This is a genomic window from Massilia paldalensis, from assembly GCF_044901715.1.
GTDB lineage: Bacteria > Pseudomonadota > Gammaproteobacteria > Burkholderiales > Burkholderiaceae_D > Telluria > Telluria paldalensis.
In genome coordinates, this window is sequence record NZ_JBJCIU010000010.1 from 1 (window position 1) to 23,228 (window position 23,228).

Annotated in this window: 16 protein-coding genes and 1 other annotated feature; of the genes, 13 read left to right on the top strand and 3 right to left on the bottom strand. The window is 59.3% G+C overall.

Going from position 1 to position 23,228, the window contains the following annotated elements; genetic code table 11:
• The first annotated feature begins 306 nt into the window (after positions 1-306).
• The 11 genes from ACI1V7_RS26650 to ACI1V7_RS26700 all read left to right on the top strand — a co-directional run bounded on the left by ACI1V7_RS26650 (position 307) and on the right by ACI1V7_RS26700 (position 16,208).
• Positions 307-1,740 (top strand): hypothetical protein, encoded by a 1,434-nt coding sequence (locus ACI1V7_RS26650; RefSeq protein WP_141839226.1) that lies wholly within the window; start codon positions 307-309, stop codon positions 1,738-1,740.
• A gap of 1,060 nt (positions 1,741-2,800) precedes the next feature.
• On the top strand, positions 2,801-3,379 hold the full coding sequence (locus ACI1V7_RS26655; protein ID WP_185748793.1) for a DUF6328 family protein: 579 nt from the start codon (positions 2,801-2,803) through the stop codon (positions 3,377-3,379).
• Positions 3,376-3,807 carry a flagellar basal body rod protein FlgB gene (gene flgB / locus ACI1V7_RS26660; RefSeq protein ID WP_141839225.1) on the top strand — a complete coding sequence of 144 codons (432 nt, stop codon included), beginning with the start codon at positions 3,376-3,378 and terminating at the stop codon, positions 3,805-3,807. Before ACI1V7_RS26655 ends, flgB begins: the two co-directional genes overlap by 4 nt.
• Positions 3,807-5,264, top strand: coding sequence for a heavy metal sensor histidine kinase (locus ACI1V7_RS26665; RefSeq protein WP_404535380.1), 1,458 nt, complete (start codon positions 3,807-3,809; stop codon positions 5,262-5,264). Before flgB ends, ACI1V7_RS26665 begins: the two co-directional genes overlap by 1 nt.
• A gap of 67 nt (positions 5,265-5,331) precedes the next feature.
• Positions 5,332-5,697, top strand: a complete 366-nt coding sequence (locus ACI1V7_RS26670) for a DUF2946 family protein (RefSeq protein WP_141839220.1) — start codon at positions 5,332-5,334, stop codon at positions 5,695-5,697.
• Between the two features lie 118 nt (positions 5,698-5,815).
• Complete coding sequence (locus ACI1V7_RS26675) at positions 5,816-7,126, top strand: TolC family protein (protein ID WP_141839217.1); 1,311 nt, start codon at positions 5,816-5,818, stop codon at positions 7,124-7,126.
• The gene (locus ACI1V7_RS26680; protein ID WP_404535383.1) at positions 7,123-8,355 is read left to right on the top strand and encodes an efflux RND transporter periplasmic adaptor subunit; all 1,233 of its coding nucleotides are present in this window, start codon (positions 7,123-7,125) and stop codon (positions 8,353-8,355) included. The genes ACI1V7_RS26675 and ACI1V7_RS26680 overlap by 4 nt, the downstream gene beginning before the upstream one ends.
• 14 nt (positions 8,356-8,369) lie before the next feature.
• On the top strand, positions 8,370-11,561 hold the full coding sequence (locus ACI1V7_RS26685; protein ID WP_141839212.1) for a CusA/CzcA family heavy metal efflux RND transporter: 3,192 nt from the start codon (positions 8,370-8,372) through the stop codon (positions 11,559-11,561).
• Between the two features lie 332 nt (positions 11,562-11,893).
• On the top strand, positions 11,894-12,823 hold the full coding sequence (locus ACI1V7_RS26690) for a cation diffusion facilitator family transporter (protein WP_141839210.1): 930 nt from the start codon (positions 11,894-11,896) through the stop codon (positions 12,821-12,823).
• Positions 12,824-12,843: 20 nt separating this feature from the next.
• Entirely contained in the window at positions 12,844-15,492 is a 2,649-nt protein-coding gene (locus tag ACI1V7_RS26695) for a heavy metal translocating P-type ATPase (protein WP_141839208.1), read from the top strand.
• A complete protein-coding gene (locus ACI1V7_RS26700; RefSeq protein WP_141839206.1) occupies positions 15,489-16,208 on the top strand; it encodes a ZIP family metal transporter in 720 nt (239 codons plus the stop codon). Before ACI1V7_RS26695 ends, ACI1V7_RS26700 begins: the two co-directional genes overlap by 4 nt.
• Positions 16,209-16,229: 21 nt before the next feature.
• Here ACI1V7_RS26700 and ACI1V7_RS26705 read toward each other — a convergent pair whose 3' ends face one another.
• The 3 genes from ACI1V7_RS26705 to cadR all read right to left on the bottom strand — a co-directional run bounded on the left by ACI1V7_RS26705 (position 16,230) and on the right by cadR (position 17,604).
• Complete coding sequence (locus ACI1V7_RS26705) at positions 16,230-16,472, bottom strand: hypothetical protein (protein WP_141839203.1); 243 nt, start codon at positions 16,470-16,472, stop codon at positions 16,230-16,232.
• 21 nt (positions 16,473-16,493) lie between these two features.
• Positions 16,494-17,093, bottom strand: coding sequence for an SIS domain-containing protein (locus ACI1V7_RS26710; RefSeq protein ID WP_141839201.1), 600 nt, complete (start codon positions 17,091-17,093; stop codon positions 16,494-16,496).
• Between the two features lie 94 nt (positions 17,094-17,187).
• Positions 17,188-17,604 carry a Cd(II)/Pb(II)-responsive transcriptional regulator gene (gene cadR, locus ACI1V7_RS26715; RefSeq protein ID WP_141839199.1) on the bottom strand — a complete coding sequence of 139 codons (417 nt, stop codon included), beginning with the start codon at positions 17,602-17,604 and terminating at the stop codon, positions 17,188-17,190.
• Positions 17,605-17,732: 128 nt separating this feature from the next.
• Here cadR and ACI1V7_RS26720 point away from each other — a divergent pair, with 128 nt between their 5' ends.
• A complete protein-coding gene (locus ACI1V7_RS26720; protein ID WP_404535388.1) occupies positions 17,733-19,991 on the top strand; it encodes a heavy metal translocating P-type ATPase in 2,259 nt (752 codons plus the stop codon).
• 605 nt (positions 19,992-20,596) lie between these two features.
• Positions 20,597-21,831 (top strand): IS3 family transposase gene (locus tag ACI1V7_RS26725; protein ID WP_404535390.1). Its coding sequence is split into 2 segments (ribosomal slippage): positions 20,597-20,885 and positions 20,885-21,831, totalling 1,236 coding nucleotides; the frame shifts between segments, so codons are not numbered across the junction.
• Positions 20,878-20,994, top strand: a sequence feature (AL1L pseudoknot). Its footprint overlaps the gene before it by 117 nt.
• Positions 21,832-23,228: the final 1,397 nt, after the last annotated feature.

Sequence of the window (23,228 nt, forward strand, 5' to 3'; positions counted from 1 at the left end):
CCACGATCAGTCACTTGCTTGACCGCCGCGACCTTGAATTCTTCCGTGTACCGCTTTCCACTCATGTTGACTCCTTTTGCCTAGAATTATGACTCAGGAGTATCTAGCGTAGTGGTGGCGATTCAGGGACGAAGCGGTCCTGGAATCGAACTATGTCCTCGCATGCGAGGAAATCCGCCTCGGGTTGCCGTTACCGGATTGGCGGTCGTGATGAGGATCTACGAGGATACGCCACCTCGAAATCCTAAGGAATGGTGCTGGCACCGCAGCTGGTTGACTGGCCACGACTCTGCATATGCTCTGCTGATGAAGTTCGCGTTCCTCAATGCGCTGACTGCACGTGAACTGGCCCAACTCTTCGCCTCACGCGAGCGCGGTAAGCGCACCCAGCTTCTACGAACTCTGCATTTTGATTTGCGCAACAGTGAGAATTTCGATCTTGCCGCCATGGCACGGGCATTTGGCACCGATATGAAGACAGTGGAGGGCGCGTTTCTGGACCGTCGCTTTACCAACCCGCTCGCATCCGATGGAGACCTCAAGTGGTGCGAGGAGTGCCTGGCCTACGGGATGCATTTTCCGGGATTGCAGATGGACTCGATTACCCGATGCCCGCATCACAACGTCCTCCTACGAAAAACCTGCCTGGAATGCGAACAAGCAATCCCGTACACGTTCGCACCAGCCAACTTCAATAAACCGTTCTGCTGTCCCAACTGCCAGGCCGAGATGGGATCACATTTGAAGGTAGCGCGGTCCAAACTTCCAGCATTGCCGCCAGAGTCGGCCACCAACATCGAGCGAATGAACCGGTTCATCGAAGCCTACTCGGCGAGAGTCGAGCGACAGCCTGCATTCCCTCATCCGGATATGCTAACTCTTCCCTGTGCCGAACCCGGAGAGACCGGCGCCTTTCGAGTCTTCGTCGAGCTAGTGGTCGAGGCGTTGCGGACTACAAACAGCCGACATCGGGCAAATGATGGTCTGATCGTCGCGAAATGTGGTTGCGGCGGCCGCCGTCCGTACGAACAGATGCATGAACACTTCAAGTTGGTTGACGATGCTGCGTTTCCGTTCGGAGCGGAGGCCGAACTGACTGTTGCCATACAGGTGTATCGTGCGCTTCGGCGCCGGCACTGGATAGCGTTACGCAACCACCGCGAGTGCGTGCGATCTGCCTGCCGACATTTGTGGTGGGACATGCGAGGGCAGAGGACCACAAGCTTCTGCGCGAAAGCTGGGACCTATATCCGGTGGCGCATGCTTTGGGAGGGGTGCGGCTCTCCACGATATCTGCAGGCCCGACGGAAAACGCCATATTTCGGCATTCTTGGATGGCTACAAGCTAGACCTGCCCCTTATCCTGATGCATGGGAGGACGATCAAAAAGCCTGGATGCTGTCCCACATCTTTGCCAGCGTCTGCTTGGCAAGTTACGACGCGATCGACCGGGCGGCCGAGGAAACGCGTGAATCAATGTGCTGGAGCACAGCGGCCGAAGCCCCGTTTGCTACAACGCACTGGGCTTTACGTGATGGCGAAGCCGGCATACCAACGACTTTGTTTTTACCGGCACGGCGCCCGAAGGGTACCGATGATGCATCGGCCACTTCATCGGCGCAGCACCATGCATGGCATTGCGCCCGGGTTCGGCAAATTGCAGAATCCAAAGCAAAACATCCGACTACCCGGGCCGACGCCATTATTACGAATAACCGTTTCGAAGTTAGACCGACGTAATCAGAACCTGACTCTGTCCGACGCAACATGAGCGGGCAAGTCACGCGTCCACTACTCACTGCGTCAGCCGACGGGCGGAAACGCGAGGTGACAAAGCAGGGCTCGGCAAATCGACATGTACCGTCGCCCGGTCGCGAGGTGTGACGCGCGCTCCTGAAGCGACGTCGCCGTTTCGCCTGTTTGATATCGGGTCGGCTGTTGGGGCGTATGGAGACCCTGAGAGACGCACGCGTCACATTTATTGCAGCAGCCAAGAACTTCCCTTACGTGATTATTGTTATTATCACGTAAGCGTCCTCTAAAACTCCTTTACAATCAGTCTTGCCGAGGTACTGGCACTAACTCACCAATGCCACAAATTTTGGTCGCAATGTTCAAGTACTACCTTCGCAAAGCGGTGAACCGACCAGATTGGCACGTGAAGGGGGTACGATCCCATGTGCTAAACTCAAAGGATGGTTCGTCACATACTTTACTCGTTGCTTGTAGTGATAGCGCTTCAGCTAAGCTGGAGTGTCGTCACCGTATACTGCATGCACGAGACTGGGATTTCGGCGAACCACTTGGGTCACCATGAGCACAATTCCAGTACGGAGGAGTTGTCGCTGGCGGCCAAGGACGGACAATCTACTGTCAAGAAAAGTGCTGTGCACGATGCGCATTGCGCGTCATATGCGAATCTTGCGCTCGCCGCGCCCGATTCACTTGAGGCGCCTCCCATCACATTGACCTGTGCGAATGCTGCGATCGGAGCAATCGTTCCACCCACGTCCATCTTCCCCTCTCCCCCAGAACGTCCTCAGTGGATCAGTCTCGCCTGATCCAGCGGCTGCTCCTTTTTTGTTCCTTCTTTGACAAGCCCAACCTTGCATCTTTGACTGTGCAATAGGGATGCCGCTGGCTATTTCTCATCAATAGCCCAAGGAGTTCCTATGCAATTCATTGAAACCGTGCAGGGCGAATTGTCTCTGCACGTAAGAGTGCCCTGCGCTCTAACCAAAACGCTTTTACGAAACTGGTTTGACGCTGCTCTGACTTTTCCCAAAAAAGGAGAACAGCCATGAGCATCAAGCAAGTCGAATATTCGGAGCAGTTGTCGAACGTTGAGCGGTGCAATGTCGCTGCTGGCGACCACGATGAAGCGGACATGACCGAAATGCTCAACGAACTGCGCGTCCTGCTGCCGGGTGCCCAGCTTCTAACCGGCTTCCTCATTACCTTGCCCTTCAATTCGGGCTTCAAGGAAATCGTTCAGTCCGAAAAATGGATGTTCATTGCGGCTTTCCTGTGTTCCCTGTCTAGCCTCATTTTATTCACAGCGCCTGCCGTGCAGCATCGGATGCTGAGGCCGCTAATCGATCGCATTCACTTCAAGGATGTCGCCAGCAGGCAGATGCTGGCGGGAGCTGCGTTCCTTTCACTAGCGTTGGTCCTGTGTGCGAATCTCGTTACTGCAGAAGTCCTGGGGCATCCGCTTGGTGGTGCTGTAGCAGCCCTAGTGACTTCGCTGATCCTGGTGATATGGTGGATTTACCCTTTGTGGCTGCGTGTTTTTCGCAGGCCGCGAGTTCCAGGAGCGCGCGGAATCTCACCAGACGATTCGTCCTTTGAACGCCCCGCTTCGCAGGAGGAGAAATGAGCAATGCGAAGAGCGAGGGCTTGGGAAGGATTTTTGCCCCATTAAACAATAAGGACGAGTTCTGGGAGCAGGCGCTCAGGATATCTGAACAACGATTGACTGTCCTGGCGTCGAATATTGCAAACGCTGACACGCCGAACTACAAAGCACGGGATATCGACTTTAGATCGGCACTCCAGCAGGCTCTTGCTGCCAGCGAAGCCACGGCCGATGCCACTGAGTCGGGCAGCATGCTTCCCGCGAAGTCCGAGTTTGTCGTGCCGGTCGTCTATCGCGTACCGGTACAAGGAGCTATCGATGGAAACACCGTCGATATGGATGTAGAGCGTACGGCATTTGCGGAACAGGCTTTAAAACACGAGTTCTTCTTGCAGAAGGCGATAGATCAATACAAGGAAATCGCCACATTGTTCAAGGGGATGACGTGATGGTGCGTTCTATTTTTGACCGTCATAACAAGACGCCCGGCAGTTGGTCGCTGACTCTGCGCATGAGCGTTTTCGCAAGCCTCGCTCTCACCATCATCGTGCTCGCCGTTTCCGCGATGATGTATTCGGAACTGGTGCGCCAATTGCAGAGCAAGGAAGAAGCCGAATTGCTCGACAACATGCAGATTCAGCGCGACACGCTCGAACATCTGCTTGGCCGCAAATTCCCGCCGACTCAATGGCAGTACGAGTGGCGCGAATACCAGGAACAGTCTCACAAATTCGCTTGGCAGCTGTTGGCGCCGAATCGATTCGTGCGCAACGAGTCCCCACACCTTTCGGCGTTCGTTACAGCGCTGGCTGCGCCGGTGCGGCCCGGGCAATACGTTCGTATCGACGGACCACGGCAAACTTGGCTCGTGTTCGATATGGCGGTAGAGACGCGCGGTCCCGAAGCACTGGAGATTCATGGCCCATCCCTTGGTCCGAAAGGCACTGTTCTGCGAGGGATAATCGACATCACGCAAGATCGCCTGTTACTAGCGGCCTACCGGAACAAACTGGTGGCTGTCATTGGCGCTGCCATACTGGTATCGACCTGGCTCGGGTGGCTGCTTGCACGCCGCAGTCTGGCGCCAGTGCGGGCCATGTCGAAGGAAGTCGGACGCATCAGCGCCGAAAAGCTCGACGCGCGCATTGCCCAGCAAGGCTGGCCTATCGAGCTGCAGCTTCTCGCTGAAAGCTTCGACAACACGCTGGCGCGACTTGCAGGTTCGTTCGAGCAGTTGAGCCGCTTTCCTTCGGACATCGCGCACGAGTTCAGGTCCCCGGTCAACAATCTCGTCGCTGCAGCCAGCGTGACACTGGCGCGCGCGCGGACCCCGGCGGAATACCAGAAGACACTCGAAGTCGTTGTAGAGGAGGGCAGCCGGCTGTCGCACATGGTCTCCAGCATGTTGTTCCTGGCCCGCACGGACAACGCCGAACAGCACATCCACCCGGAGATACTTTCAATTGGTCGGGAGTTCTACAAGCTAACCGAGTTTTATGGTGTGGTAGCAGAAGAGCAAAATGTGAGGCTTGAAGCGCAGGGCGATGGCGAACTGGTGGCGGATCCGCAGTTATTTCGCCGGGCTTTATCCAACCTGTTGTCGAACGCATTGCGCTACACGCCACCAGGAGGCACCGTGCGCTTGAGCGCTGTTTGCGCAGGTGACCGCGTGACGATTTCGGTCAGCGACAATGGTGCCGGTATCGCACCGGAGCATCTTCCCTTCCTCTTCGACCGCTTTTATCGTGTTGATGCCGCACGCAGTACGACGGACAGTACAGGACTTGGACTGGCGGTAGTACGCTCGATCGCGCTGCTGCACGGTGGCGCGGCAGGCGTCGAGAGTACAGTGGGAGAAGGAAGTACCTTCTCCCTGCACCTCCCGCGCCCGCGGCCGGCACCGTAGATTTTTCGAGATATATATCGCGCGACTGAAAAACGCTTCGTGTTCACCGTGTTATACTGATTTGATCATGGCCCGTAAAATCTTTCACATGTTTATGTTCGTAGTGGCATTCCAGCTCAGCTGGAACGTCATCACGTCGTATTGCATGCACGAGACGGGCAGGGCTGCCAACCACCTCGGACACCACCAGCACGAATCCACCTTGGAAGAGCTGGCAGCGGCAGCCAAAGACAAGCCGGATTCGTCGAAGAAGGTGAATGTGCACGATGCGCACTGCGTCTCTTGCGCCCACCTTTCACTTGCTGCGTCTGATCTTGTTGAATTGCCGTTCGGCGTTAATGACGTCGAACGTACCCTTGCAGGCACGGTCCTCGCACCTGCATCCGCATTCTCTTCTCCTCCCGAACGTCCTCAATGGGCTGGTCGCGCTTGATCCGCGGCTGACCCGACCATTGCACTTCTCTTTTAGATAGTAAGCATCTCCACGTAGCGCTACGCCTGCGTGGCCGGGCTGCCGTCGGCTATTTTCCTTCATAGTCTTCGGAGTCATTATGCAATCCAGGCACTTTGTGCTGGGAGCGGCACTGCTGTTGCAGGCCGTCTTCCCTGCTGCCCATGCAATGGGGCAGCAAGCTTTATCAGTTTTACCGGCAAGCGTCGGGCAAACCAACGTATCCGCACCGGCGCTCACGCTCGAGCAGGCCATCGGTCTTGCGTTCTCCAGCAATCCGTCGCTGCGTTCCGCAACACGGGCAATCGGCATTGCGGATGGCGCCGTGCTGCAAGCCGGCACACGTCCAAATCCCGAGCTGTCAATCTCAAGCGAGGGAACCAACCGGAATACGCGCACGGAAACCGCGCAGCTGAGCCAGGTGTTCGAACTCGGCGGGAAACGTTCAGCCCGCATCGCGGTCGCGCAGCAGGAGCGCAGTATCGCCCTAGGCCAGCTTGCCATCCGGCGCGCCGACTTGCGTGCTGACGTTATCACCGCCTACATGGACGCCCTGACGGCGCAGGAGCGTGTGACCTTGGCCCAGGCCTCGGTCGACCTTGCGCACAAGTCGACGGATGCTACCAGCCGGCGCGTCGCCGCCGGCAAGATATCGCCGGTAGAGCAGACGCGCTCGACCGTTGCCGAGGCCGCGGCCCAGCTCGAGCTGAACCAGGCGAATGCCGACCTGGCGCTGGCCAAGCGCCGCCTGACTGCCTTATGGGGCACGACGGAACCGCTCAAGCAGGACTTGCAGGAACCTCAAGCCGCTTTCGTACAGCTGCCGCCGTGGAGCGAACTGCAATCCAGGCTTGATAGCGCACCTCAACTGCGCGTCGCGCAATCGCTGGTGACGGGCCGCGAAGCGCAGGTGACGCTCGAGCGTGCACAGCGTATCCCGGACCTCACGCTCAGCCTCGGTTCCCAGCGCGAGCGTGAACTCGGACGCACGCAGGGCGTGGTCGGTATCTCGGTGCCGATCCCGCTGTTCAACCGCAACCAGGGCAATCTATTGTCCGCATTGCGCCGCGCCGACCAGGCGCGTGACGACCTGGAAGCCGAGCGGCTTGGCTTGAACCAGGCCCTGGCCGACGCCTACCAGCGCGCGGAAGTGGCCAGTACGCAGGTGACGTCGCTGCGCGAGCAAATCGTACCAGCAGCGCAAAGTGCATACGACGCCGCCGCTACCGGCTTTGCACTGGGCAAGTTCGCATTCACTGACGTGCTTGATGCCCAGCGCACGCTATTCCAGTCCCGTACTCAATACCTGCGCGCGTTGGCAGATCGTTATCGCTCGATCGCCGACGTGCAGCGCTACGTGCCGCCTGAAGCTGGCGCGAGCATCAATCCTATCGAGGGAAAATCCCAATGAAGTCCATTACCGAAACCAAATCCTGGAAACCCGTGATGCTTGTCGTCATCATCGGCGTCGTTCTGGCTGTCGCCATCATGTTTTGGAAAAGAGACGCTGGCACGGGTGCTGGCGAAGGCGCAGAACGCGCCGAAGCGCAGGCGTCTGCCAAGGAAGGCAAGGGCGGGCAGGCTGCGGAAGAAGGCGGCCACGAAAGCGAAGAGGGACTGGTCCGGCTGACCGCGCCGCAGATCGAGCAGGCCGGGATCAAGACCATGACGGCAGCCGCGGCGACAGTCGCGACGACCGTTCAGCTTCCGGGCGAAGTCCGTTTCAACGAGGACCGCACGGCGCACGTCGTGCCGCGCCTGCCCGGCGTGGCCGAGGCGGTTCCTGCGGAACTGGGTCAGACCGTCAAGAAGGGCCAGGTACTGGCCGTGATCTCCAGCCCTGAGTTGGCGGAGATGCGCAGCACCTTGAATGCGGCACGCACGCGCCTCGACCTGACGCGTACTACCTACGAGCGTGAAAAAAAGCTGTGGCAGGACAAGATCTCGGCCGAGCAGGATTACCTGCAGGCGCAGCAAGCCTATCAGGAAGCTCAGATCGCAGAACGTAATGCCCAGTCGAAGCTGACCGCGCTGGGTGTCACGCCGGCGAGTGGTGGTCTGAACCGCTACGAACTGCGCGCCCCCTTCGACGGCGTGATCGTGGAAAAGCACATCAGCCTGGGCGAAGCCGTCAAGGAGGACGCCAACGTCTTTCTGCTGTCGGATCTGTCGCGCGTGTGGGTGAACGTGATCGTGACACCGAAAGATCTCGGCTTCGTGAGGGTCGGCGAAACCGCGACTGTGAAAGCCGCCGCGGCCGACCTGGTCGCATCTGGCAAGGTCACCTATGTTGGCGCGCTGGTCGGTGAGCAGACCCGCTCGGCAACCGCTCGCGTCGAACTGGCCAATCCATCGATGGCATGGCGTCCGGGCCTGTTCGTCAACGTGGAACTCGTCCAGGGTTCGAAACACGCTGCCGTGGCGGTCAGCAATGACGCCTTGCAGACCGTCGAGGAAAAGCAGGTTGTGTTCGTCAAGGTCGACGAGGGTTTCAAGGCGCAGCCCGTCACCGTGGGTGCCAACGACGGCAAGTTCGTGGAAATCCGCGAGGGCCTACGTGCCGGCGCCGTGTATGCCGACAAGGGCAGTTTCGTCCTCAAGGCGGAGCAGGGCAAGGACGGCGCCGAGCATGGCCATTGATAGGGAGAATAGCCATGTTTGAACGAATCATCCGATCAGCCATCGAGAACCGATGGATCGTCATGCTCGCCGTCCTGACGATGGCAGCCATTGGCGTGTATAACTATCAGCGCCTGCCGATCGACGCCGTGCCGGACATCACCAATGTCCAAGTGCAGATCAATACCTCGGCCCAGGGTTATTCGCCGCTCGAGGTCGAACAGCGCATCACGTTCCCGATCGAGACAGTCATGTCAGGCCTTCCCGGCCTCGAACAAACCCGCTCGCTGTCGCGCTATGGATTGTCGCAAGTCACCGTGATCTTCAAGGACGGAACGGACGTCTATTTTGCACGCCAACTGGTCAATCAGCGCATCCAGGAAGCGCGCGACGGCCTGCCGCAGGGCGTCTCGCCGACCATGGGACCGATCTCGACCGGCCTCGGCGAAATCTATCTGTGGACCGTCGAGAGCGAGCCGGGCGCCAAAAAGCCTGACGGTACGCCCTACACGCCGACTGACCTGCGCGAGGTGCAGGACTGGATCATCAAGCCACAACTGCGCCAGGTCCCGGGTGTCACGGAGATCAACTCGATCGGCGGCTACTCGAAGGAGTACCACATTACACCGGACCCGGCGAAGATTAGCTCGTACAACCTGACGCTGGCTGCAGTCACAGAAGCGATCGAACGCAACAACGGCAACGTCGGCGCCGGCTACGTCGAACGCCGGGGCGAGCAGTTCCTGGTGCGGGCACCAGGTCAGGTGCAGACCTTGGACGACATCCGCAACACCATCGTCAGCAATGTGCGCGGCGTGCCGGTGCGCGTGCGCGATGTGGCGACCGTGGGTCTGGGGCGCGAACTACGCACCGGCGCAGCCACCGAGAACGGCAAGGAAGTCGTGCTCGGCACCGTGTTCATGCTGATTGGCGAGAACAGCCGTGTGGTGGCGCAGGCGGCCGCGGAGAAGATGGCCGCCATCAACAAGACCTTGCCGCCCGGCGTCAAGGCCGTCCCAGTCTACGACCGCACGGCGCTGGTGGACAAGGCGATCGCCACGGTGAAGAAGAACCTGCTCGAAGGCGCGGTGCTGGTCATCGTGATCCTGTTCCTCTTCCTCGGTAATATACGCGCCGCCATCATTACGGCGATGGTGATCCCGCTGGCGATGCTGTTCACCTTCACCGGCATGGTGACCTACAAGATCAGCGCCAACCTGATGAGCCTCGGCGCACTCGACTTCGGCATCATCATCGACGGCGCCGTCGTCATCGTCGAGAACTGCGTGCGGCGGCTGGCGCACGCGCAGGAACACCACAAGCGCGAGCTTACGCTGCGCGAACGCTTCCATGAAGTGTTCGAGGCCGCGCGTGAAGCACGCCGACCGCTGCTGTTTGGCCAGCTGATCATCATGGTCGTGTACCTGCCGATCTTCGCCCTATCCGGTGTGGAGGGCAAGATGTTCCACCCGATGGCATTCGCCGTCGTGCTAGCACTGGCCGGCGCGATGATCCTGTCGATGACCTTTGTGCCTGCAGCCGTTGCGCTATTCATCGGCAAGCGCGTCTCCGAGAAGGAAAACCGCATGATGACGATGGCGCGCAACGCCTATGCGCCCATGCTGGACAAGGTCCTGGCCAACGGGCCAGTGGTGGTCGCCTCGAGTGTGGTTCTGGTGGTCCTTTCCGGCTTGCTGGTGTCGCGCCTGGGCAGTGAATTCATCCCGAACCTGAACGAGGGCGACGTCGCGATTCAGGCACTGCGCATCCCGGCTACCAGCCTGACCGAATCGCTGGAAATGCAGAAGAAGCTGGAGGCCGGTCTGAAAGCGAAATTCCCTGAAATCGACCGGGTATTCGCGCGCACAGGTACGGCGGAAATCGCATCCGATCCGATGCCGCAGAATATCTCGGACGGCTACATCATGCTCAAGCCGGAATCGGCCTGGCCGGCGCCGAAAAAGACCCATGCGGAACTGGTCGAGGCGATCCAGAAGGAGGCTGAGAAGTACGTCGGCAATGCCTTCGAATTCTCCCAGCCGATCCAGCTGCGTTTCAATGAGCTGATCTCGGGCGTACGCAGCGATGTCGCGGTCAAGGTGTACGGCGACGACATGGACGTGCTGGCACGCACCGGTGCGGAGATTGCAGCAGTCATGCAGCGCATCCCGGGCGCATCCGAAGTCAAGGTCGAGCAGACCGGCGGCCTGCCGATGCTGTCAGTGAATATTGACCGCGAGAAGACGGCCCGTTACGGCCTGAACATCGCCGACGTGCAGGACGCCATCGCCACCGCGACGGGTGGGCGCCAGGCCGGCACCATGTTCGAAGGTGATCGTCGCTTCGATATCCTCGTACGCCTGCCCGAAGAACTGCGCAGCGATATAGACTCGCTGCGCCGCTTGCCTATCGCGCTGCCAGCCGGCGAGACGAACGTCGGCGCTGCGGGTACCAGCACCGGCAGCGCCTCCTATGTACCGCTTTCGGAAGTCGCCACGCTGTCGTTTGCGCCGGGGCCGAACCAGGTCAGCCGCGAAAACGGTAAGCGCCGCATTGTCGTCAGCGCCAACGTGCGCGGACGCGATGTCGGCAGCTTCGTGCCGGAGGCGCAGGCCGCAATCGAACGTTCGGTGAAGATCCCGGCGGGCTACTGGACTAGCTGGGGCGGCACCTTCGAGCAGCTGCAGTCGGCGACCCAGCGTCTGAAGCTAGTGGTGCCGCTGGCCTTGTTCCTCGTGCTGACACTGTTGTTCGTCATGTTCGGCAACCTGAAGGATGGCCTGCTGGTGTTCACCGGCATCCCGTTCGCACTGACCGGTGGCATCGTCGCATTGTCCCTGCGCGGCATTCCATTGTCGATCACGGCGGCGGTCGGATTCATTGCGCTGTCTGGTGTCGCGGTGCTGAACGGCCTGGTCATGATTTCGTTTATCCGTACCTTGCGCGAGCAGGGCATGGGACTTGACGAGGCGATCGTGCAAGGAGCGCTGACGCGTCTGCGGCCAGTGCTGATGACGGCACTGGTGGCATCCCTCGGCTTCGTGCCGATGGCGCTTGCGACCGGTACAGGCGCGGAAGTGCAGCGCCCACTGGCCACGGTGGTCATCGGCGGCATCCTGTCGTCGACGGCGCTCACCCTCCTGGTACTGCCGCTGTTGTATCGCATGGTCCACCGCCGCGCCGAGGAGGCTGAGATCGCCGAACTGGCGCAACCGGTGCCTCAGTGAATCCAGCCGGATGGCGCACGTTGGCAAACGTCGCCATCCGGCCATGTCCAGACAAGAGTAAGAAGGCATGAACATGTCTGACCGTCATGAAGTCCCACCCGATGTCTTGTGGGTCGTTCTTGGAACTTCCGTGCTCACGATGGTGACCGTGTTGCTCTGGCTTGCGGTGCTGGATTACCTGGAACGGAAAAAGCGACCCCGGAATTCAAGTACAAAAAACAAAAAGGGAAGCGTCCTGAAAAAGTCGCACAAGACCGGCCGGCGTCGCTAGCGTGTTCGACGAAACGCCTACGGTCATCTGACGATAGCTCGTATTCACGCAAGGAGGTAATGTGGCAGCAGGACATTCTCATTCTCACGCTGGTAGCAATACCAACGAACGGTCGCTGTGGCTGGCTCTGGGCCTGACATCGACATTTCTCGTCATCGAAGTCATCGCCGGCATATGGAGCAACAGCCTCGCGTTGCTATCGGATGCCGCGCATATGTTCACCGATACGACTGCGCTAGCGATCTCTCTCGCGGCCATTCGAATCGGCCGACGCGCGGCCGACAAACGGCGTACCTTCGGCTATTACCGCTTCGAGATCCTGGCGGCGGCATTCAATGCGCTGCTGCTGTTCGGCGTTGCAGGCTACATTTTGTACGAAGCTTACATGCGCCTTAAGAATCCCCCCGAAATCGCTTCCGGGACGATGTTGATCGTCGCCATCGCCGGTTTAGTCATTAACCTGATGAGCATGAAGCTGCTTGCCGGAGGCAAGGAAGGCAGTCTGAATGTGAAAGGCGCCTATCTCGAGGTCTGGAGCGACATGCTCGGTTCCGTCGGCGTCATCGTCGGTGCGTTGTTGATCCGCTGGACCGAAGCCCAGTGGATCGATTCCGCTATCGCCGTCCTGATCGGGCTATGGGTGATTCCGCGCACCTGGATTCTGCTGAAGGCAAGCCTCAATGTACTGCTTGAAGGTGTGCCAGACGGGATCGATCTCTCCGAAGTCGACAAGGAGATCAGGAGTATTCCAGGAGTCGACAACTTGCACGATCTGCACGTCTGGGCCATCACGAGCGACAAGATCAGCTTGTCTGTCCACGTGGTATGCGATGGAGACGCACGCGACTTCCAAGACTTGCTGCAAAGCGTGCGTCGGCGCCTGGCGGACAAGTTCGAGATTCATCATTCGACGGTACAAGTGGAGCGCACGCCCTGCGAGCAGGCCGGCGAGTCGGATAACCACGTCTTCGCCGAAGGCGCCAAGGATTGAGTCACGAGAAAGGAAAGCAAATGGAAAAGTCGAAAAAAGTGCGGCTCGAACTGCCGCTGGTTCTTCCCGACGTCGATGATCCGCGTGACCCGTGCATAGGACGGCTGATCGGGCTGCTGAACGGACGCCCCGGACTGGAACACGTCCATGTGAAAACGTTGGAAGGAGAGCCGGCGTCGTTATGCCTGCATTACGATCCGGCGGTCGTGAGCGTCGCACGGCTGCGCGAACTCGTTACCGCCGCCGGCGCCCAGATCACCGAAAAGTATGCGCACTATGTTGGCATCGTACCGACAGCCTTGCATCCGCGCGGCGCGCGTCTGTTCGCGGAACGCCTGCGGTGTATTCCCGGTGTGCTGGAAGCGGAAGTATCCGGAGCCGGCAGGATCCGAATCGAATACGAACGCGCGGCGGTGCCGCGGGCGCAGCTCGAAGGGCTGGTGCGCTCGCTCGGCGCCGAGATGACGGATGGAGAAGCGTCGGTCACCGCATCCGGGCACGCGGGCGAACATGCGCACGACGGACAAGCGGACCATGGGCATGGACATGAGCATGAGCATGACGGCAAGGAGCATCGTGCGGACCACCAGCACGCACATGCCGGCAAGGACGGTCACGCTGGTCACGACCACGCTCACGGGGGGATTTTCGGTGAGCATACGGAATTGATCTTCGCGGTCCTGGCAGGCGTTTGTGTGCTGGCAGGCTGGCTGGTCGAGCGCAGCGATTCCGCGCCGGACTGGGCATCGCTGGCATTGTTTATCGGTGCATACCTCTTCGGCGGATTCTTCACTACGAAGGAAGCCATCGAAAACCTGCGCGCACGCCGCTTCGAGATCGATACGCTGATGTTGGTGGCAGCCGTCGGCGCCGCGGCGCTGGGCAACTGGGCCGAAGGCGGCCTCCTGCTGTTCCTGTTCAGCCTCGGCCACTCGCTTGAACATTTCGCAATGGGCCGCGCGCGCCGGGCAATTGAAGCACTGGCCAAGCTGGCACCGGAGACGGCGTTGCGCAAACGCGGCGACTCGACCGAGGAAGTGCCGGTCGAGTCGCTCGCACCGGGCGATGTCGTCCTGGTCAAGCCGAACGAAAGGCTCCCGGCCGATGGCGTCGTAGTAAAGGGCACGTCCAGCGTGAACCAGGCGCCGGTCACGGGCGAAAGCGTCCCAGTCGACAAGTCACCGGTCCAGGACGGCAAAGCCGCCATCGGTGCATTCGACCGGGTCGATGCCGCCAACCGCGTCTTTGCCGGCACCATCAATGGCGCCGGCGCGATGGAAGTGATGGTCGCAAGGCTTGCTTCACAATCGACCATGGCTCGCGTGGTGCAGATGGTGGCGGAAGCAGAAGCGCAGCGCTCGCCCACTCAACAGTTCACCGACAAGTTCGAACGCGTATTCGTTCCGGTCGTCCTGGCGCTGGTGGGCCTCTTGATGCTCGCCTTCCTGGTGGTGGATGAGCCGTTCTCCGCTAGCTTCTACCGCGCGATGGCGGTGCTGGTGGCCGCAAGCCCTTGCGCGCTGGCGATTTCGGTGCCGAGCGCGGTGCTTTCCGGCGTTGCGCGGGCAGGACGCAGCGGTGTCCTGGTGAAAGGCGGCGGGCCGCTGGAAAACCTGGGTAGCCTCGATGCGATCGCCTTTGACAAGACCGGCACCTTGACGGAGGGGCGACCGAAACTGACCGACGTGATTCCGGCCGAGGGCGTGAGCGAAGCGGAATTGCTGGCCGTGGTCGTTGCGGTCGAAGCGCATAGCGATCATCCGCTGGCGGCCGCCCTGGTCAAGGGTGGCACTGAACGGCTGGGCAAGGGTGGAGCTGGCGTACAGGCGGACGACGTACGCGGACTGATCGGGCGCGGTGTCCAGGCCAGCGTCGATGGCGAAACCACCTATATCGCCAAGCCGGTATTGTTCGATGAACTGGACGACAACCGCCTGCCTCCCGACCTGGTACAAGCCAATACCGGGCTGGTGGCGTCCGGCAGGACGACGATGGTCGTGCGCAAGGGGCAGCGCTACCTGGGCGTCATCGGCGTGATGGATACGCCGCGGCCGGCGGCGCAGGCGGTGATGGCGCGGCTGCGCGAAATCGGTATCGAACGCCTGGTCATGCTTTCGGGCGACAACCAGCAGGTCGCCGATGCGGTGGCGCGCACCGTCGGCCTGACCGAGGCCCGGGGCGACCTTATGCCGGAGCAGAAAGTCGAGACGGTCAAGATGCTGCGCGAGCGCCAGGGCAAGGTGGCGATGGTCGGAGACGGCGTCAACGACGCGCCGGCCATGGCCAACGCGACGGTCGGCATTGCGATGGGCGCGGCCGGATCAGACGTGGCGCTGGAGGCCGCGGACGTGGCCCTGATGAGCGACGATCTCAGTCAGCTACCGTTCGCTGTCGGCCTGTCGCGCCGCACGCGGCGCGTGATCAAGCAGAACCTCTGGGTCAGCCTCGGCGTCGTAGCTGTCCTGATCCCGGCCACGATCTTCGGGTTGAATATCGGCACCGCTGTCCTTTTCCACGAGGGCTCTACGCTGCTCGTGGTGATCAATGCCCTGCGCTTGCTTGCGTATTCGGACGAAGGCCTAGCGAACACAGGCAGCAGCGCCGCAACGGCCGGTGCGTCGCTCTCCGCAAGCGTGCAAGCGGTGGATTCATCGAAGGCATCATCGTGACCGCGGACCTGTCGACCGTCCTGAAGTACGCGGCGATGCCGGCAATCGCCGTCGTACTTGGTGCACTGGCATCGCTGGTCAGGCAGCCGAGCGCCGGCCTGCGCAGTGCGATCCAGCACTTCGCAGCCGGTACCGTGTTCAGTGTGCTGGCCGTCGAACTGCTGCCCGACTTGATGCACCGACGCCTGCCATGGCCAACCTTCATCGGATTCACCGTCGGTGTTGCTTTCATGCTGGCGCTGAAGTGGTTCGGTGAAAAAGGAGAGAGCGAGAACGCCGGACGCAATACCCGCAGCCTGGTGACTGCCATGGGCGTCGATACCAGCCTCGATGGCGCGTTGATCGGACTGTCGTTCGCCGCAGGCGCAAAGCAGGGTCTGTTATTGACCATTGGCCTGGTACTGGAACTGCTGTTCCTCGGGGTCTCGTGCGGGACATCGCTGCGTGGCTCAGGCCAGTCGGGATTTAAGGTCGCCGGTACCGCGGGGCTGCTCGGTCTGACAGTGTTGGCCGGTGCTGGCCTCGGAGCGCTAGCCCTGAATGCGGTCGCGCCAGTCTATGTCGACGCGCTGCTGTCCTTCGGCGTGGCCGCGCTGCTTTATCTGGTCACGGAGGAATTGCTGGTGGAAGCGCATGAAGAGCGGGAGACGCCCGTGCAAACTGCGATGTTCTTTCTAGGCTTTATCCTGCTTTTTATGATCGATATGCTCGTCTGAACTGATCCTGTACCTGCAAGTTCAGGCCGGGCCGCGTTCGACATCACCGGCATTTCTTTCTTCGCCGCTCTCGATGTTGACGCGGCCGGTCGGCGCGTCCTGGCTTTCGACGCTGCCGATCGCAGGTTGCGCACTACTGTCGGTATGCTCAACATCCGTATCGACGTTCATGCTGCCCGTCGTCTCGACGTCGGTTTCGCTCTCCGGACTGGTGTCGTCTTCGGGAGCAGGGGCTGGAATCGTGGTGCGTTTTTTCGTCGCCATGATGTTCTCCGAAATTCAGGTTTAACGCTGTTGGCTTGCGTAATTCTCGGGGAAGAGTTCGCGTTCCACCAGTTCGATCAGGATATGAATGACCTTGATGTGAAGCTCCTGCGTACGGTCCGCGTAGGCGCCCCCCGGACAGCAAATGCAGACGTCGCACAGGTCTTGCAAAGGGGATCCGGGCTTTCCTGTCAGGCCGATGACGCGAATGCCTCGTTCACGCGCAGCCTGTGCGGCCAGCAGGATCGAAGGACTCTTGCCGCTGGTGCTGATCGCCAGTAACACGTCGTCGCGGCGGCCATGCGCCTCGATATAGCGTGCGAATACCTGGTCGTAACCGAAGTCGTTTGCAACACAGCTCATGTGCGTCGGATCGCTGATGGCGATGGCTGCGACGGCAGGGCGGTTGCGTCTGAATCGACCGGTGAATTCCTCGGCAAAATGCATCGCATCGCACATCGAGCCGCCGTTCCCGCATGAAAAAGCCTTGCCCGATTGACGGAACGTGGCCACCAGTAACTTGGCGGCATCGGCCACATTGTCGAGATTGCGCTCGTCCTGCACAAAGCTGTCGAGTGCCGACCGTGCCTCGATGAGATTGTTCCTGATTTGCTCGATCATAGGTATCCCGTTCATGTGCATTGATTTTACTCGGACATCGGACAGTCCCCGGTCCCAGTAGAGCAACGCGAATAACGCTGTTCGCCTCGATTGGCTAAAGCTGGTTCGCCGCTCTGGCGGATGGATGGGCCAGATCGTGAAGAATGGCGCAGTCGCGGATGGAAGCGGGCAGGTTGCATTTGCAGCGAAGCTCGACGAGTTTGGCTTTCAGGGTCGTCAACGACGTCATCTGTTCCTGGATGCGCTGGATATGATGATCGAGGAGATCGTTGATTTCGTTGCATTCCTGTGCCGGTTGTGCCTGCAGAGAAAGCAGCGTGCCGATCTCAGCCAGCGGCATTTGAAGGGTCCGGCAGTGTCGGATGAATTGCAGCCGCTCGAGATGCTGTGTGCCATAGGTGCGATAGCCTGACGGTGTTCGTTCCGGCTCGGGCAGCAAACCGATCCGTTCGTAGTATCGAACCGTTTCGACATCGCAACCCGCTTCCTTGCTCAATTCCCCAATACGCATCGCTCCTCCGAATTCGCTTAACCCTGTAGCCGCTACAGACTGGGAGGAGCATACGATAGATCAGGCATTGATGCATCTCACACTTGACCCTGTAGCCGCTACATGGTTTTGAATATGCAGGAGTCCACATGAAAGTAGAGGAAACAATGCAAAACGCGCCAGAGCAAAATTCGGATTTATGCATGGGAGCATGCTCGAACTCGCCGGATGCAGGCCTTTCCTCAGCCATGGATTCTGGCTTGAAGGACAGCGCACTGCCGCAGTTACTGCAATGCCATATCGCGAATATGTGCTGCCCGACGGAAGAGCGTCTCATCCGAAACAAATTGGAGGCAATGCCGGGAGTGGACCGGCTCAACTTCAACCTGATGCGCCGCATCCTTAGCGTGCATCACCGCCTTGACAGTGAGGATTCGCTGCTGCGTGCACTCGATGCGATCGGGATGCATGCCACGCTGGTGCAAGCCGATGCCAAGGCAAGTCCGAGCGCGGTAGAGGATGCGCCGCTCGATACCTTGCAAAAAGCGTTGCTGGGCGTTTCCGGTCTGGCGGCGTCAACTGCCGAAGTGCTTGCATGGACCGGACATTCCGACGCCTCACCGCTGGTGATCGCCCTGGCCACCATCTCGATCCTGAGCGGCGGCGTGCCGACCCTGCGCAAGGGCTGGATCGCCCTCAAAACCCTCACGCTGAACATCAACTTCCTGATGAGTCTCGCCGTGTTCGGCGCCATCGTGCTGGGCCAGTGGCCGGAAGCGGCGATGGTCATCTTCCTGTTTGCCGTTGCCGAGATGATCGAGTCGATGTCCTTGAATCGCGCGCGCAATGCGGTACACCAGCTGCTGACGATCGCGCCCGACACGGCCAGCGTGCTGGGCCCGGACGGCAGCGTGGAGATGCGGCCGTCGGACCAGATCGAGGTCGGCGCGCTTATCCGTGTGAGGCCCGGCGAGCGCATCGCCCTGGATGGGGTGGTCGACGATGGCATGTCGGCCGTGAACCAGGCGCCGATCACGGGCGAAAGCATGCCGGTCGAAAAGCAGCGTGGCGATGTCGTATTCGCCGGGACGATCAACGAACACGGCGTGCTGGATGTACGGGTGAGCGCCAACAGCGGCGACAGCACCCTGGCGAGGATTGTTCGTGTGATCGAGGAGGCACAGGGCCGTCAGGCGCCCACCCAGCGCTTCATCGATCGCTTCGCGCGCTGGTACACGCCGGCCGTCGTAGTAGCCGCACTTTGCATAGCCGCCGTGCCGCCGCTGGCATTCGGGTTGCCTGCCGGCGTCTGGCTGTATAAGGCGCTGGTGATGCTGGTGATTGCCTGTCCGTGCGCGCTTGTGATCTCGACACCGGTGACTGTGGTCAGCGGTCTGACGGCTGCGGCACGGCGTGGCATCCTGGTCAAGGGTGGAGAATTCCTTGAGGCGGGCGGCAAGATCGCCGCGATCGCACTGGACAAGACCGGCACGCTCACCCAGGGCAAGCCGGTAGTAATGACGGTCGAGGTCCTGGCGGCGGCCCGGCCGGACGATGTCCTGCTACTGGCCGCAAGCCTGAATGCCAACTCCACCCATCCGCTGGCGCATGCCATGCTGGAAGCGCGGCCGAAGGGGCGCATGATGCGTCAGGTGCGCGGCTTTACCGTGATCCCTGGGCGCGGTGTACGGGGCGAGATCGGCGGCAAGACCTATTACCTGGGCAACCAGCGGCTGTTGGACGAGCAGGGCGCCGATAACGCTCATGTCTCGTCCGTGCTTGAAGGTATCGAGAGCCGTGGACAGACGGGAGTGGTGCTTTTTAACGCAGAGGAAACGCTGGGGGTGATTGCGATGGCGGATACGCTGCGACCTGAGGCGGCGCAAGCCATTACTGAACTAGCGGCACTTGGTGTGAAGACGGTGATGCTGACCGGCGACAATGCCCGCACCGCAGAGGCGATTGCTCACGCGGCCGGCATCATGGAAGCACGTTCCCAGCTTCTGCCGGAAGACAAACTTGGTGAAATCGAGCGTCTACAGACGTCATTCGGCGTGGTCGGCATGCTCGGCGACGGCATCAATGATGCGCCGGCACTAGCCCAAGCCAATGTCGGCTTCGCGATGGGGGCTGCTGGCAGCGACACTGCAATCGAGACCGCAGACGTGGCGTTGATGGATGACAATCTACGTAAGCTGCCACAATTCATTCGCCTGAGCCGTAGTACGCGGCGCATCCTGGTGCAGAACATTGCTGCGGCGCTGGCTATCAAAGCGGTATTTTTTGTCATGGCGCTCAGCGGCATAGCAACATTGTGGATGGCAGTGTTCGCGGATGTCGGAGCGAGCTTGTTAGTTGTGGCCAACGGACTGCGGCTCCTAGGAATGTCGACAGAGCGAGACAAATAAGCTGACTTCGAACAAATATCCTGTGTACTTACCGATTATCTTTCGCTGCATTAGATCTGAAAGAAAATCTGCTGTTAGATGTGAAGTAACTCAAGATTGAAATATTGTTGCAGCAGTAAAGGCTTCTCGCGATATCACATGCCATTAGGGATGTGGCATGGCCTCGTCGACTGAGAAACCGTCTTCGAAACATTCTTTTCGAAGCCACCCCGTAGTTGGCATTTTTTCTACCAAGAAAGCTGTCGGCTTGATAATATATTCCCTTAACTTTTGCAGTCTGCATTCAGGGGAATACTGTGTCTTCGAAAAGTGACTTTGAGCGGTTTACTGCTTGGCTACATGAACCGGAAACTCAAGCGTCGCCAGACGTTCGGCGGTTGGCTAATCTTGTCCTTGCTAACTTTGACGAACTCGCACTCACTTCCCGCCATCGAAGCCAGCGTTCTATCTACTTGGCTGATCTTGCGCGCAGGTCACTCGCACAGACGCCTGACGGCGCACCTGAAATGCAAGCCGTAGCAGCCAATATAACTTGGCCTTGGTGGCGACTACGACTGAACCGCCCCGGATTTGATGGAGGCTCCAACTCTTGAGAGAATGGAGCTATGAACAAGAAGCCAAGCAAATTTTCGCCGGAAGTCCGGGAACGTGCAGTCCGTCTGGTACGTGAGCAGCGTAACGAGCATCCGTCGCTCTGGGCGGCAGTCGAGTCAATTGCAGCGATGATCGGCTGCACGCCGCAAACGCTGCATGAGTGGGTCAAGCGCGACCAGGTTGACCAAGGTGAGCGCGCAGGCGTGACGACAGACGAGCGCGAGCGAATCAAAGCCCTGGAGCGTGAGAACAAGGAGCTGCGGCGGGCCAACGAAATCCTGAAGCTGGCGAGCGCGTTTCTCGCCCAGGCGGAGCTCGACCGCCGTTTGAAATCCTGAAGGCCTTTATCGATCAGCATCGCGACACCTTCGGGGTCGAGCCGATCTGCAAGGTCTTGCGGATTGCCCCGTCGGGTTATCGGCGCCATGCCGCACAGCTTCGTGATCCGTCGAAGTTATGCTCTCGGACGAAGCGAGATGAGATCCTGTGCCCGGAAATCAGCCGCGTCTGGCAAGCCAACATGCAGGTTTATGGTGCCGTCAAAGTCTGGAAGCAGATGAACCGGGAACGCATCGTCATTGCTCGCTGCACGGTGGAGCGCTTGATGAAGCGGCTGGGGTTGCAAGGTGCTGTACGCGGCAAGCGAATCCGGACAACGATTCCAGATGCTGCCGCCCTGCGTCCGCTGGATCGGGTCAATCGGCAATTCTCTGCTGATCGGCCAAATCAGCTGTGGGTGTCGGATTTCACATACGTCTCGACGTGGCAGGGCTGGCTGTACGTGGCCTTCGTGGTGGACGTGTTCGCCCGGCGCATTGTCGGCTGGCGGGTTAGTTCGTCGATGACCACTGATTTCGTTCTGGATGCGCTTGAACAGGCACTGTATGCTCGCCAGCCCGGTAACGATGGAACTTTGATCCATCACTCCGATAGAGGCTCGCAATATCTAAGCATCCGCTACACCGAACGCCTGAGCGAAGCCGGTATCGAACCGTCAGTTGGTAGTCGGGGCGACAGTTACGATAACGCGCTGGCTGAAACGATCAACGGCTTATACAAGACAGAATTGATTCATCGTCGGACCTGGAAGACTCGGGAATCCGTGGAGTTGGCGACCCTGGAATGGGTGGCCTGGTTCAACCACCATCGACTGATGGAACCAATCGGCTATATCCCGCCCGCCGAAGCTGAGGCAAACTACTATCGGCAGCTCAAAATCGTCGCCGATGAAACCGCATTAACTTAAACCAACCAGCCTCCACGATTTCCGGGGCGGTTCAGGGTGGCACGCTCCAGTCAATTATATTGATTGCCTGGTCTGGAAGACCAAGAAGCAATTATGGCGCGACAGGCGTTCTCATCGCATGCCAAAATTAATCTCAGCCATGTTCTTGAGGTCCAGACGATCTGCTTTTTGTTTTTACACGGTCTGGGCCGAACTCGGACCTTTGCTCGGAGTAGTGTAGAAGTACCATTAGCTATTCGGCAAGCAACTTGGCAAGGAAGCGCCAAATTGTTATGGGATTAGAAGATGACTGTGTCATGTCGATATCCACATTTTCTGGGGATAACCTTTGTTCATCAAGTGCGTGAGCCGCTCCCCAGGCGGATGTACTCGGTATGCCTGCTGAACGGGCAGGGCGGTATCGCTAGTGGCTCTTGAATCAAATTGCACGGTTTCCAGATACAGAAGCTGTAATGGGCCATGTCTGCCTGGCGCAATCGCAGGGTGTTAGATTGTCAGTCCGGCAGAGTAAAAAGTGGGAGCGGTCCAAAACTTAGTTTTTGATCTTGCGCCTGTTATTGATGCCATAAGCGTAAGCGTCTCGTCCGGAACGATTGCTTCGTTCTAGCTCGACATTAGAAAATATAATGTCGAGTTTGTAGTTACGAACGTGAGAGATGGGGTTGGTTGATCACGGATATCACAAATCGTCATTGGACAATTGTTGTGCAATGCAGCATGATGAACATGTCTCCTCTATCTTCTTCCAAGAAAATAGATTCAACCCGCCTCCCGGCGGGTATTTTTTTGCCCGTTTCTCTCCTGTCTCAAGACTGCAGTGTGCAGTGTTCTTGATTAGCTTTGGCGCTAGGGATGCTGAAATTGCACGACCCTAGGGGATTGCTTGCGCTAGGCCAGGCCGAACTCGCTCGATCACACATCGCCTTGCGTTTGCTGTTGGTCTCTCGACAATTTTTTGAAGCCGTCGGGTTTGCGCGGCCCGCCATTTAGTTCTTCCAATAGAGCCCAGCCAGGAAGTATTGGAATGCCAGCCTCCGGCTGAGCATTCTTCCACGACAGCGATCGCATGCGATGCCGTGATGTGTCACGGAAAATCTGCCGATTCGAATCGCTGGTCTCGGTACCTGCGGAACTTATCCTTCGCCTGTCAATTCATCATCAACAATCTCGCCCGGCCGCCTGGATCCGAGTGTGACGTCACTCGCTCGCGACGCAAAGTCTGCTGCGTCAGCTCGCTTACGGATCGGTCCTATTCATTCGAAAAATATTGCCGTTATGCAATCCTTTGCCCTGGCCGTTGGCCATTTTCCGTCCCTAAACCCCGTCCGTCGTCCGTTGAAGCAAAAATGCCCCCAGCTTCTGAAGTAAAAATGCTACTCGCCGGTCGTGGGGGCGCG